Annotated in this window: 9 protein-coding genes; 5 read left to right on the top strand and 4 right to left on the bottom strand. The window is 44.4% G+C overall.

The window, feature by feature from the left end:
* Positions 1 to 116: 116 nt before the first annotated feature.
* On the bottom strand, positions 117 to 1,043 hold the full coding sequence (locus tag EYW48_RS16660) for a LysR substrate-binding domain-containing protein (RefSeq protein WP_053312043.1): 927 nt from the start codon (positions 1,041 to 1,043) through the stop codon (positions 117 to 119).
* Positions 1,044 to 1,134: 91 nt separating this feature from the next.
* Here EYW48_RS16660 and EYW48_RS16655 point away from each other — a divergent pair, with 91 nt between their 5' ends.
* A complete protein-coding gene (locus EYW48_RS16655; RefSeq protein ID WP_053312044.1) occupies positions 1,135 to 2,136 on the top strand; it encodes a DMT family transporter in 1,002 nt (333 codons plus the stop codon).
* Between the two features lie 422 nt (positions 2,137 to 2,558).
* On the opposite strand, the gene gcvP is transcribed toward EYW48_RS16655, so the two are convergent.
* From gcvP to EYW48_RS16640, 3 genes are all read right to left on the bottom strand, one after another.
* Positions 2,559 to 5,438, bottom strand: coding sequence for an aminomethyl-transferring glycine dehydrogenase (gene gcvP, locus EYW48_RS16650; RefSeq protein ID WP_277432695.1), 2,880 nt, complete (start codon positions 5,436 to 5,438; stop codon positions 2,559 to 2,561).
* A gap of 82 nt (positions 5,439 to 5,520) precedes the next feature.
* A complete protein-coding gene (gene gcvH, locus EYW48_RS16645) occupies positions 5,521 to 5,901 on the bottom strand; it encodes a glycine cleavage system protein GcvH (RefSeq protein ID WP_053312046.1) in 381 nt (126 codons plus the stop codon).
* Between the two features lie 53 nt (positions 5,902 to 5,954).
* Positions 5,955 to 7,262, bottom strand: a complete 1,308-nt coding sequence (locus EYW48_RS16640) for a serine hydroxymethyltransferase (protein ID WP_274677410.1) — start codon at positions 7,260 to 7,262, stop codon at positions 5,955 to 5,957.
* 396 nt (positions 7,263 to 7,658) lie between these two features.
* Here EYW48_RS16640 and EYW48_RS16635 point away from each other — a divergent pair, with 396 nt between their 5' ends.
* The 4 genes from EYW48_RS16635 (at position 7,659) to EYW48_RS16620 (ending at position 14,225) form a co-directional block, all read left to right on the top strand.
* The gene (locus tag EYW48_RS16635; protein WP_171981311.1) at positions 7,659 to 8,282 is read left to right on the top strand and encodes an XRE family transcriptional regulator; all 624 of its coding nucleotides are present in this window, start codon (positions 7,659 to 7,661) and stop codon (positions 8,280 to 8,282) included.
* A 289-nt stretch (positions 8,283 to 8,571) separates the two neighbouring features.
* On the top strand, positions 8,572 to 9,705 hold the full coding sequence (gene gcvT / locus EYW48_RS16630; protein WP_274683875.1) for a glycine cleavage system aminomethyltransferase GcvT: 1,134 nt from the start codon (positions 8,572 to 8,574) through the stop codon (positions 9,703 to 9,705).
* Between the two features lie 76 nt (positions 9,706 to 9,781).
* Positions 9,782 to 10,783 (top strand): trypsin-like serine protease, encoded by a 1,002-nt coding sequence (locus tag EYW48_RS16625; protein WP_274677409.1) that lies wholly within the window; start codon positions 9,782 to 9,784, stop codon positions 10,781 to 10,783.
* 286 nt (positions 10,784 to 11,069) lie between these two features.
* A complete protein-coding gene (locus EYW48_RS16620) occupies positions 11,070 to 14,225 on the top strand; it encodes a glycosyl hydrolase family 18 protein (protein WP_277432694.1) in 3,156 nt (1,051 codons plus the stop codon).
* Positions 14,226 to 14,248: the final 23 nt, after the last annotated feature.

Here is a 14,248-nt window from a genome sequence, read left to right as displayed (position 1 = left end):
ATACTCCTAAAAAATAACCAAGTTAGAAACTAGTTCCTCATGCAATCTTTTCTTTAGAGGAAAACCATCGGGACCATATATGCCCCTGCATGTGGCTTTTGATTGATAGTTTGGCCTTATTTTTGAGCATCATCGCGCAGCGTTGTCTCTGAGCATGTGAATTCACGCCTCAACCATGCTCTCAGTTTTAGTACACTTTCTTGTTTTAATTTGTTTTTGGGACAAACAAAGTAGAAATCTTGGTGTGGGTTAGCTACGGGTTCGCCAAGCTCAACTAGCATGCCGTGGCTGATGTCATCTTTCACAAATAAGCGATGCGTAACCAGCATGCCTAATGAACGGACTGCAGCTTGTACCGCTTGAATGGATACGTCGAATGTCAGGTTGCTATGGAATGTGGGCATTGGGATTTGGTGGTGGTCGCACCACACTTGCCAGTCATGTTGTCGCCTTAGGTTAAAAACGCCAATGGTTGAGTTTTGTTTGACGAGTTGCTTAACGCTTAATTCATACTGGTTTTTCAATAGGGCAGGGCTGCACACCAATACCAGATCATCGTCGCCCAGTTTTTCGCTGTAATATTGTTCCCACTCATTTGGCTTGCCATGCACGAGGGCGATATCGACGCCTTCCTGCTCTATATCGAAAGGGCCAGTTAACGTAGAAATACGGATATCCAGAGAAGGAGCGAACGCTTGGAAGTCGGGAACTCGTGGGATCCACCAATGCATGGCGAGTGAATTTACCATGTTGAGGGTAATGCGGTGGTCGTTAGGCGTTCTAGCGAGTTCTTCGGTCGCCTCTATCACTTGCTCAAGTGCTGGTGCGACCTTTCGATAATATCGCTTACCTGCGGCATTAAGAACGACCCGACGACCAACTCGTTGAAACAGCGGTTTGTTGACCAGTTGCTCCAACGATTTTATGGCTTGACTTACTGCAGAATGACTAACATACAAGGCGCGTGCAGCATCGGTCATACTGCCAGTTTCAGCAACAGCAATGAAAGCATAAACGGATTTGAGTGGGATGAGCTTTTTCATCGGTAAGTTTTCCTTACAGTTGTGGTTAATATTACTCGCTATTTTTGATCACGTCACGCTTCTAAAATAGATGTCATAGGAGGTGATAATTATGTCTGATATTACCAAGGCGACGATTTTCATGTTGTTGTCGACATTCAGTTTGTCTTTAAGTGGTTTGATGGCCAAGTATCTATCTGAAGCGATGTCCACTTCGTTACTCAGTTTTGTTCGTTTTTTGTTACCCAGTCTGCTTCTATTTCTTTTTCTGGCCTTTTACAAAATTAACAAACCGACGCGAGAAATGTGGAGACCTTTGGTGATGCGAGCGATCTTTATAGTGGCATGTCAGTGGTGTTTCCTTACGTCACTGCAAACCTTAACGCTTGTTGAAGGAGTGGTGTTGTTTAGTACTGGCCCTTTGTTTATTCCGTTGTTAGAAAAATTAATATTTGAAACCAAGATTCATACAACGACGATAGTCTGTTTAGTGATCACTTTTATCGGCGTAGTGATGATGGCTGGGGATTGGTCGCAGTTTGAACTTGGTTTGGGCTTCTTTAGACCTGCGCTTTTGCTTGGACTTCTTTCAGGGATGTTTAACTCTGGTTCGCAAGTGAGCTTTTACCGAGCGTCCAAAACAAGTCTGACACCAGCAGAGCTTAACGCGTGGACCTTCTTAGTTGCGGCAATTATTGTAATACCAATGCTCTTGTTCACAGCAGTATCAACAATACCGAATGTGCTTGAGAGTGCAGACAAAAGCACCTTATTGGAGCTGTTGTCTTTTGGTGACTTGCGGTGGATTGCTCTCGTAGCTCTCGGACTGGCGCTGTTTACCATTAATACACAAATCTTCCGTTCCAAAGCATATAAGTTGGCAGACAGCGGTTCCCAGTTGGCACCACTTATCTTTACTAACATGCTGTTTAGCGCACTTTGGCAGGGCTTGTTCTTTGATGATGTGTTTTCTACTCAGCAGCTTATTGGAATTAATTTGATTATCGTGGCGAGCGTAAGCAACACGTTATTAGCTAAAAGACATAGTAAAGCGAAAGTCCAGCAGAAATTGCTAAGCACTGCGAGTGTTGCGGGCATTGCCGCTAAAAGTTGATCATTGAGCCTGACGTCTAGAACAATGAGCGTGTTTATTGTTTAAAAACAATCAGGGCCAGGTCTTGCTTTTTATTGTCATCCCTAAATCACAACCCTTTGGTTGACGAGAGTCTATCATTTTCACAAACCGATTAACCTTTTCCGAGAACGCTTGAGCGTCTGACATTGAGTAAGATTGTCGTTTCTTTCTCGGCTTAACTTGATTTGCTTCTTTCATTGTATCTGGAGTTAAAGGGATATGTATATTTCGAGTCTAGCGTATAGAAATAAAGCGCTCTATACCAATTGAATTGTCCAAGATTAGAAAAGGCGAACCAAATGGTTCGCCTTTTGTTATTCAAGTTAGTTTCCAATTTAGTTATCGGTTTCCAACTCGGTTATCACAGTTTCCAACTTGGTTATCTGTGATCAAACAATCAATTAGTCTTGATAGTTCTCAATGCTCGGGCAAGAGCAGATCAAATTACGGTCTCCGTAAACGTTATCGACACGGTTTACGGTTGGCCAGTATTTTGATGCTTTTGTTTGACGAGAAGGGAAACAAGCTACTTCTCGTGAATATGGATGTGCCCATTCATCACTAGAAAGATCCGCTTGCGTGTGAGGCGCATTGACTAGTGGGTTGTCTTCCAACGGCCATTCACCCGACTTCACTTTATTCATTTCTTCACGAATGGCGATCATCGCGTCACAGAAGCGATCAAGCTCTGCTAGGTCTTCTGACTCCGTTGGCTCTACCATCAATGTACCCGCGACTGGGAATGACATCGTTGGGGCGTGGAAGCCGTAGTCCATTAAACGTTTTGCAATATCTTCTTCGCTAATACCGGTTTCTTCTTTCAGTGGGCGAATATCAATGATGCATTCGTGCGCTACGCGTCCATTGGTTCCACGGTAAAGCACAGGGTAGTGAGGACGTAATCTTTCCATCACATAGTTAGCATTCAAAATCGCAACTTTGGTGGCATCAGTTAAACCTTCAGCACCCATCATGGCAATATACGCCCATGAGATAGGTAAAATAGAAGCACTGCCGAGATCCGCGGCTGACACTGCGTGATCTTCACCTTCGACACCACCTTCAATATGACCAGGAAGGAAAGGGGCTAGGTGAGCTTTAACACCAATAGGTCCCATGCCAGGGCCGCCGCCGCCGTGAGGAATGCAGAAGGTTTTATGTAGGTTAAGGTGAGAAACATCAGAACCAATGAAACCTGGGTTGGTGAGACCAACCTGCGCGTTCATGTTAGCGCCGTCTAGGTAAACCTGACCGCCAGCAGCATGAACCATTTCACACACTTCTTTCACTTTCTCTTCGTAAACGCCGTGCGTAGAAGGGTAAGTGATCATAATGCTTGATAGGTTGTCTTTGTGCTTCTCGATTTTCGCTGCTAGGTCGTCGATGTCGATGTTGCCTTCTTCATCACACTTAACCACAACCACTTTCATTGACACCATAGAAGCTGTCGCAGGGTTAGTACCGTGTGCAGAACTTGGAATTAAGCAGACGTTACGGTGACCTTCGCCGCGGCTTTGGTGGTAGCGTTGAATCGCAATTAGACCTGCGTACTCACCAGATGCGCCAGAGTTTGGTTGCAATGAGAAAGCGTCGTAACCGGTAATTTCACACAGTTTTTCTTTCAGATCTTTTGCCAGTGCGGCATAACCTGCCGCTTGATCTTTCGGAGCAAATGGGTGGATGTCTCCAAATTCTGGCCATGTCACTGGAATCATTTCTGCCGCCGCATTCAGCTTCATGGTGCAACTGCCGAGTGGGATCATACCGTGTGTCAGTGAAAAGTCTTTATTTTCAAGCTGTTTTAGATAACGCATCATTTGTGTTTCGCTATGATGCGTATTAAAAACAGGATGAGTGAGAAACTCAGAGTGGCGACGGCACCCTTCAGGGATCGCTGCAAATTCGTTAGCCGCAATTTCGGTTGATAAGGCATTAACGGCCTCTTCAACGTTAAAGATTGCAAATAGTGCATCAATATCTGCGATGGTTGTGGTTTCATCTAAGCTGATACCTAACTTACCGTTCAATTTGCGAAGGTTAATATCGGCTTGTTGAGCTTTGATATAAAGCGTTTCAGTATTATCACCCGTGTTGATGGTGATGGTATCAAAAAAGCTGTTGTTAGTGAGTTCATAACCTGTTTTGGTTAGGCCGGCTGCAAGAATTGCTGTCATATGATGGGTACGACGAGCAATAGTACGTAGCCCTTCAGCGCCGTGATACACCGCGTAGAATGACGCCATATTGGCCAGTAGTGCTTGTGCCGTACAGATGTTCGAGGTCGCTTTTTCGCGTCGAATATGCTGTTCACGAGTTTGCATTGCCATGCGCAAAGCTTGGTTGCCTTTTGCATCAATCGAAACACCAATCACGCGGCCTGGCATGGTACGTTTGTGTGCTTCACGTGTTGCCATAAATGCAGCGTGTGGGCCGCCGTAGCCCATTGGCACGCCAAAACGTTGTGCTGAGCCAATCACGACATCAGCGCCCATCTCACCTGCTGGTTTCAATAGTGTGCTTGCCAGTAGGTCTGTAGCAACGGTGACCAGCGTCTTGTTTGCTTGTGCTTTGGCAATGATATCGGTTAAGTCGCGCACTTCTCCGGTGGTATTTGGGTATTGTAGTAGTGCGCCGAACACATCTTGTTCAGGTAGTGAATCGAGATCACCAATTTGTACTTCAAAGCCAATAAATTCAGCGCGCGTTTTCACCACCTCAATGGTTTGAGGGTGAACATCGTTGGCAACAAAAAAGACATTGCTTTTACTTTTGCCTGCACGCTTACAGAGTGTCATGGCTTCTGCTGCCGCAGTTGCTTCGTCGAGCAGTGAGGCGTTGGCAATATCCATGGCCGTTAAATCCATCACCATTTGCTGGTAATTGAGTAGCGATTCTAAACGACCTTGGGAGATTTCTGGTTGGTATGGCGTATAGGCGGTGTACCAACCTGGGTTTTCCAGCACATTGCGTAAAATAACGTTAGGCGTAAATGTGTTGTAGTAGCCTTGACCAATGAACGTACGTTTGACTTGGTTTTGCTTAGCAAATACTTTCATGGCTGTCAGCATGTCTGCTTCACTTTGTGGAGCGGCAAGCGACATTGGTGCTTCTAAACGAATTTGTTTAGGAACGGTTTGCGTAATTAATGCATCAAGGCTTTCGGCATTAATTGTGTTGAGCATTTTTTGTTGATCATCAGCGTTCGGTCCGTTGTGGCGTGCAACAAACTCATTTTGGGTACTCAATTCATTAAGTAGTGTGCTGTGAAGTAATTCAGTCATTTCCTTTACCTTCTCATAAGGTCTGTTGTGACCTTAAAAAAAAGCCACCCATACTGGGCAGCTTTGATTTGTGATGGGCTGTTTAGTCTTCTTCGATAGAGCTTAAGTACTCTTCTGCATCTTTTAGATCGTCAAGTTCAGAAGGGTCAGACATTTTCACTTTTACAATCCAGCCACCTTCATATGGTTCTTCGTTGATCAGTTCAGGGCTATCTCCTAGCTCTTCATTGATTTCAACGATAACACCGGTAATAGGCGCATAAATGTCTGAAGCGGCTTTCACTGATTCGACAAGAGAAAAGCTGTCGCCAGCGTCAATCTCAGCATCCACTTCTGGTAGGTCAACAAACACAACATCGCCAAGCATTTCTTGTGCATGCTCAGAAATACCGATTGTTACTGTGCCGTCACCGTTGTCGCGCACCCATTCGTGGCTTTCTGCAAACTTCAGTGTATTGTCCATTGCTTAATCTCCAAAAAAGTATTGATTTGAAACTTGTGTTTAATTTGAAAGTGTTACTGGTAAAGTGGGAAGCGTTGGCACAACATTTTCACTTGTTTGCGAACCTGTTGTTCCACTTGTGCATTACCTTCTGGACTATCAACAAGACCATCTAGCACATCGCCAATCCACTGCCCAATGAGTTTGAATTCTTCACGACCAAAACCACGGCTGGTTCCTGCTGGTGTACCTAAACGAATACCCGAAGTAATCATAGGCTTTTCAGTATCAAAGGGGATGCCGTTTTTGTTACATGTGATCCCCGCACGCTCAAGAGCTTGCTCTGCCACGTTACCTTTCAAGCCTTTAGGACGTAGGTCTACGAGCATCAAGTGCGTATCAGTTCCGCCAGTCACAATGTCACAACCGCGAGTTTGCAACACTTCAGCGAGAACTTTTGCGTTGTCGATCACTGAATCGATATAGCTGTTAAATTCAGGTCCCAATGCTTCACCAAAAGCGACTGCTTTAGCGGCGATAACGTGCATTAGTGGACCACCTTGCAGACCTGGAAAAACGGCTGAATTGATTTTTTTGATGATCTCTTCGCTGTTGGTGAGGATCATCCCACCACGTGGGCCGCGCAGTGTTTTATGGGTTGTGGTGGTGACAACGTGAGCATGAGGTAATGGGCTAGGGTGTGCACCGGTTGCGACTAAACCTGCAATGTGCGCCATATCGACCATTAAGATGGCATCGACTTCATCGGCAATGTCGCGGAATTTAGCAAAATCGATGACACGAGGAATGGCCGAACCACCTGCAATGATCATTTTAGGTTTATGCTGTTGTGCCAGTGCACGTACGTCTTCGTAATTGATTTCTAGCGTTTCACGATCAACTCCGTATTGAATAGCATTAAACCATTTACCCGACAAAGCAGGTCTAGCACCATGCGTTAAGTGGCCACCTGCATCCAAAGACATGCCCATAATAGTGTCACCCGGCTGGAGCAGTGCAAGTTTTACGGCCCCGTTAGCTTGAGCGCCAGAATGGGGTTGAACGTTTGCGTATTGGCAATTAAAAAGCGATTTAGCGCGTTCGATGGCAATTGTCTCTACGGTATCAACATGTTCACAGCCACCATAATAACGGCGGCCAGGGTAGCCTTCCGCGTATTTATTGGTAAGGCATGTTCCTTGGGCTTGCATAACCGCTTTTGAAACAATGTTTTCAGAAGCGATAAGCTCAATTTGTTCATTCTGGCGTGTGTATTCGGCTTGAATACCGGCAAAAACGGCATCATCGGTTGCCGCTAAGTTGGTTGAGAAGAAACTCTCAAGGCTGTGATTTTGGTAAGTTTTATTCGTGTTTGCATTCATGGTAGATGACCTTCCAATAATCCAACGAATAGTTATTGTATTCGTTGTTCCTTTTTGATGGCTGCTTTACTCAACGGCTGTGTAGGGTGGTGAGAAAACAGGGTGTTTAGTTATCCCTAAACTCTTATTACGTTCCCCAATTATTCGGGGTAAAAACCACTCAAATATTGTTAAGTCCTTCACGATAGCGAGCGGTAAATAGCATCTCTTCATCTAACAAGTCAGTAACATACTCTCTGAGTTATGAACAATCAATGAAAAATTTCCTATAGGAAACTCGGTTTCTTATTTTGTTAGCGAGAGCACGCTTTATTTTGATGTAGTCCTTTAACCGGATGGCTGCTTCATGCCACAATGATTTTCGTGATCAGGAAGAAATGATAATCGAGGGAAAGCATGTCTGAAGACATTTATGATGAGTACCCATCACTCACACTTGCCAAAGAAAGCGGTGAGCAAACCATAGAGCCATTAAAGCTTGGTCAGCGAATCAAAGACATTCGCGCCAAACTGGGTATTACCTTAGAAGAGGCTAGCCAGCGCACCGGGCTTGCCCGTTCAACATTAAGCAAGATCGAAAACGAACAGATATCACCAACCTTTCAAGCGATGCAAAAACTTGCGCATGGTTTGCAAATAGATATGCCTCAACTCTTTGAACCACCTAAGAAAATCCTTGCTACAGGGCGGAGGGATATTTCTCGTTGCGGTGAAGGTAAGCCACATCCTACGCCCACTTACGAACATGAATTGTTGGCAACACAGCTTTCGAATAAAAAGATGATGCCGTTCAAAAGTCGAGTGCGAGCAAGAGCATTTGAAGAATACAGTGACTGGGTTCGACACGACGGTGAGGAGTTTTTACTCATTCTCTCTGGTGACGTTTTATTTTACAGTGAATTTTATGAACCAGTGCGTTTAGCCGAAGGTGACAGTGTTTATTATGATGCTAACATGGGGCACATGTTGGTCTCTGTCAGTGACGATGATGCGTTAATTTTGTGGGTAACAGCTAAATAACTAAGAAAAGATCAAGTTTCCTATAGTAAAAGCAAACGGTTGCTTTTGCGCTCGTCTGCTAAAAAAGGCGTTTCGTGGAGCAACTATTGCTCAATGAAGCGCCTTTCTTTTTTCTTCTAAATTGTGATTAAGTTGTTAATTTTGCCAATTGGCCCAGTTTTGAACTTGTGAATCCCATCAATCGAGCGCATTCTTGTTCACTATTGGAAACAGAGTTTCTTTCATGTGGAGCAGTTTGCCTTGATGAGGCGTAAAACTCCCCGCAGGGTCGGCTTAAATGGAGACAAAAATGACTCAAGATAATGCAAATCAAACATTACTTACTACACCGTTACATGCTCTGCACAATGAAGTCGGCGCAAAAATGGTGCCATTTGCTGGCTATGATATGCCTGTGCAATATCCGCTTGGTGTTAAAAAAGAGCATTTGCATACGCGTGAAGCGGCTGGTTTGTTTGATGTCTCTCATATGGGCCAGTTGCGTTTACGTGGTGCTGATTCAGCAAAAGCCTTAGAAGCATTGGTACCGGTTGATATTATTGACCTGCCAGCGGGCAAGCAGCGTTATGCTTTTTTTACTAATGAACAAGGCGGGATCATGGATGACTTGATGGTGGCTAATTTAGGCGACCATCTGTTTGTTGTGGTGAATGCCGCCTGTAAAGAGCAAGACATTGCTCATTTACAAGCTAATTTACCTCAAGGTGTAGAACTGGAAATTATTGAAGATCGTGCTCTTTTAGCGCTTCAAGGTCCGAAAGCGGCTGAAGTGCTAGCACGTATTCAGCCGCAAGTTGCCTCTATGCTATTTATGGATGTGAAAATTTTGGATTTAGACGGTGTTGAATGCATTGTTAGCCGTAGTGGTTATACCGGTGAAGATGGCTACGAGATCTCTGTTCCAGCTGAGCAAGCACAGCGTCTTGCTCGTCAATTAACGGCTTATGACGAAGTAGAGTGGATCGGCCTTGGTGCACGTGATTCACTACGTCTTGAATGTGGTCTCTGCCTTTACGGGCATGATCTCGACACAACCACCACACCAGTTGAGGCAAGCTTATTGTGGGGTATCAGTAAAGTTCGCCGCGCCGATGGTGAACGCGCTGGTGGCTTCCCTGGGGCTGATATCATATTAAAGCAGATTGAAACTAAAGATGTTTCGCGTAAACGTGTTGGGTTAATCGGTCTAACCAAAGCCCCTGTACGTGAAGGTGCAGAGCTATTTGACGCTGAAAACAATAAAGTGGGTATTGTAACCAGCGGTACTGCTGGCCCAACGGCGGGTAAACCTGTTTCAATGGCTTATTTGCGCGCTGATTTAGCAGCAATTGGTACGCAGGTATTTGCTCAAGTACGTGGTAAAATGCTGCCAATGGCCGTAGAAAAAATGCCGTTTGTTCCACAGCGTTATTACCGAGGTTAACGCATACAGAATTTAAATAGTCGCGTAATAAAAATCTGTGCTATTTATGGAATCTTAAGTACTATCTAAATTCTTAATGATAAGGAATGACATTATGAATAAGTGGGTAGTACTTTTTTCTTCACTCGCCGTTTCGAGCAATGTTTGCGCTGTTGATGTAAAGCCCTATATCGTTAATGGCTCGTATGCAGATGTGACAACCTTTCCATCCATGGCAAGTCTGTTTTTTGATCAAATTGATTATACTCAGGTTTATGGAATCGCTAGTTACTGTGGCGCTTCATTACTGAGCAATCAATATGTATTAACGGCTGCACATTGTATTTACGGCAATGAGAAAGCCCAGCTTTTTACATCCGTCGTGCCACAACTGCAAGATGAACGTGATTTCCCCAATAATATATTGGAAAAAGGCAAAGTCGCTGCGATTTATTATCCGTCAACGTATAACAATACGACGCTATTAGATGATATTGCGATTCTAAAACTGGAAACACCACTGACAACCGTTTCATCTGTTAACTATTTAAAACGCCCTGATGCTGGCGCTGATGCAACCTACCGCTCATCTAGTGAACAATTTGTCGCGGTAGGGCACGGCGATACTTCTTCTAATGTTGATAATAATACATTACTGCTACAAACCAACTTAACCTTTGTACCGAATAATTTGTGTAATTATGAATCGACCACTGCCACCAATTTATGCATGCAAGGTGTGATCAGTGGTTTGACTGGTCTTGAAAACGCCACTTGCCAAGGTGATTCAGGTGGTCCTTTATTTTGGTCACATGGCAGCGAATACATCCAAGTTGGACTAACCAGTTTTGGTCCTGCGACTCGATGTGGTGACCCATCATCTTCGATTGGCGCGACATCGGTGTTTACTGAAATTCATGATTATGCTGATTGGATTGATAGTGTGATGAATGGTAGTGAATCACCGAAGTTCGTTGCTACTGAAGCCAAACGACAAGCTTATTTAAATCCACCAAGTTCAGATTCTGGTGGTGGATCTTTAGGTTGGTGGTCATTGCTGTTGGTATTCAGCACATTATTGCGTCGACGTTGGTTTTAGATATTGTTTGAACCAGAGAAGATAGAATAATAGTCTCTATTTTTTGAGCGGCCTAGGCCGCTTTATTTATATGTTTAATTCATCAATTATTAGTTGTTGATGCAAAATAACTATGTTTTATTTGCAGTGTAGTGGCGACTTATTGCGAGTGATTTTGGATATTTGAACAAATTCGAGTGCTTAATTAGCAAGCTATTCTAGAGTTGTTTTACATGAGAATTTAAGTCCATATTTAATTTTTTTATGGATTTTTCCAATGAAACAATAAATTAAGGAAAGAATAGCGATGAACCTACCAAAGAGAAAAGTGACATCGAGAGTGTTTACTCTTAGCACTTTGACCGCCTCTTGTTTAATGGCCTTCAATAGCTACGCAGCGATGGATTGCGACCTCATTGCTGCGTGGGATGCCAGTACGATATACACCGGTGGCAAGCAAGTACAACACCAAGGTGTGGCCTACCAAGCAAATTACTGGACACAAGGTAATGATCCATCCAATTTTTCGGGGGACTATGCACAATGGAAAGTGCTAGGTAGTTGTGCAACTTCCGGTGGTGATGTCAATAAATTACCAACGACCAACTTAACCTCTCCACTAGCTAGCGATGTAGTGGCTAACGGTGATGTCGTTTTACTTAGCGCTGATGCAACTGACAGTGATGGTAGTATTGCGCACGTTGAATTTTCTGTTGATGGGGCGATAGTTGCTATCGTAACTTCGGCACCTTACCGTACCTCTTGGACAGCCATCGCTGGATCTCATGAGGTCAGCGTGATCGCCGTAGATGATAAAGGGGAGGCGAGCGCGAAAAGTGCGGTGACACTAACGGTGGAAGAATCACAACTACCGGGTAACCAACCGCCAAGCGTTGATATGATCATTTCAGCAACGTCAGTTGATGTTGGGGGCGCTGTTACTTTAACTGCAACGGCTGCTGACATTGATGGTAGCGTTGATAAGGTTGATTTCTTTGTTGCAGGGACTCTAGTCGGTAGCGCAGCAACAGCGCCTTATTCGTTAGATTACGTTACAACTAAAGCGGGAAGCTTGGCAGTATTTGCCCGCGCTACAGATAATTTAGGCGCAACCACGGATTCAAATTCAACCACACTAACGGTCAAAGGTGCACCAACAGCCAGCAATTGTCGCCCTGATGGGTTATATCAAACTGAAGGGGTCAATGTCCCTTATTGCTCTGTCTACGACGACGAGGGTAGAGAAAAAATGGGCGCTGATCACCCTCGTCGTGTGATTGGTTATTTCACCAGTTGGCGCGCTGGTGATAATGAGCAAACCTCTTACCTGGTGAAAGATATCCCATGGGAGCAACTGACCCACATTAATTATGCGTTTGTTAGCATTGGCTCGGATGGCAAAGTGAATGTTGGTGATGTGAATGACCCCAACAATGCCGCGGTGGGTAAAGAATGGCCTGGCGTTGAAATTGACCCAAGTTTAGGTTTCAAAGGACACTTTGGGGCGCTAGCGACCGCCAAAAAGAAACACGATGTGAAAACACTGATTTCAATTGGCGGCTGGGCTGAAACTGGTGGTCATTTCGATACGGATGGTAGTCGTATTGCGGATGGTGGTTTCTATGCCATGACAACTAATGCAGACGGTTCTATCAACCATGCAGGTATTGAAAAGTTTGCCACTTCGGCTGTTGAGATGATCCGCAAATATCAATTTGATGGCGTAGACATCGATTACGAATACCCAACTTCAATGGCTGGCGCAGGTAATCCTGACGATAAAGCGATAATGGAACCTCGCCGAACCTATTTGTGGGCGTCCTACCAAGAGTTGATGAAAGTATTACGTCAAAAATTAGATGAAGCTTCAGCGTTAGATGATCACCATTATATGTTAACCATTGCAGCGCCTTCTTCTGGTTATCTATTACGTGGTATGGAAACCTTTGATGTAACTAAATATTTAGATTACGTGAACATCATGTCTTACGACTTACATGGTGCGTGGAATGATCACGTAGGCCATAACGCTGCACTGTATGACACAGGTAAAGACTCTGAACTGACGCAGTGGAACGTTTATGGTACGGCTCAGTATGGTGGTATTGGTTATCTGAATACTGATTGGGCTTATCACTATTTCCGCGGTTCAATGCCGGCTGGTCGTATTAATATTGGTGTTCCTTATTATACCCGAGGTTGGCAAGGCGTGACGGGCGGGGATAATGGTCTTTGGGGACGTGCGGCATTACCAAACCAAGCAGAGTGTGCACCAGGTACCGGTGAAGGTGAGAAAAACAACTGCGGACACGGAGCGGTTGGTATTGACAATATGTGGCATGACACAGACCCGAAAGGTAATGAAATGGGCGCAGGTTCGAACCCGATGTGGCATGCAAAAAACCTAGAAAAAGGAATTTGGGGTTCTTATGCTGAAGCTTACAAGCTTGACCCAGTTAATGACCCTGATGATAAATTTGTTGGTTCTTATACGCGTCACTATGACAGTGTTGCCGTTGCTCCTTGGTTGTGGAATGCAGAAAAAGGTGTGTTCTTGTCAACGGAGGATAAAGAATCGATTAACGTTAAGGCCGATTACGTTATTGACAAAGAGATTGGCGGTATTATGTTCTGGGAGTTGGCGGGAGATTATAGCTGTTACATGCTTGATGTTAACGGCAATAGAACCAGTATCGATACAACGGAGCAAGCGTGTACCTCGGGCAATGGTGAGTATCATATGGGTAATACCATGACCAAAGCCATTTATGAGAAGTTTAAGTCAGCAACACCATATGGAAATCAATTGACGACCACGGCTATTGCCAACGAAAGCGTTGATATCACGGTTGCGATTGGTGGGTTTAAAGTTGGCGATCAAAATTATCCTATTAACCCTAAAATCACCTTCACCAATAATACCGGACAAGAGATATCTGGTGGCACTGAATTCCAATTTGATATCCCGGTTTCTGCTCCTGATAATGCTAAAGACCAATCTGGTGGTGGTTTGAAAGTAATAGCGTCAGGGCATACTCGTGCCAATAACATTGGTGGTTTAGATGGAACTATGCACCGTGTAGCGTTTAGTTTACCAAGTTGGAAATCGTTGCCTGCCGGTGGCATATACGAGCTTGATATGGTGTATTACTTGCCAATCTCTGGCCCTGCAAATTACAGCGTGAATATTAGCGGTGTTGATTACGCCTTTAAATTTGAACAACCGGATTTACCTGTCGCTGATCTTTCTTCAGGTGGAACTGGTGGCGAAACAGGAGGAGAGACTGGTGGTGGCAGTACTGATCCTAGCAATGTCATCGAATGGATTCCAGGTTCAACGCAAGTGAAGTCGGGAGATGTGGTCATTTATGACGGCAAATGTTTTATTGCGAAAAATAACCCAGGAGTATGGGAGTCACCAACGCAATCAAACTGGTTCTGGGATGAAACAACCTGCCCTTAAATTTTATGATATAGAGTAAAGTA

The organism is Vibrio sp. 1180_3, from assembly GCF_029478545.1.
Taxonomy (GTDB): domain Bacteria; phylum Pseudomonadota; class Gammaproteobacteria; order Enterobacterales; family Vibrionaceae; genus Vibrio; species Vibrio aestuarianus.
This window is presented reverse-complemented; position numbering and strand designations above follow the sequence as displayed.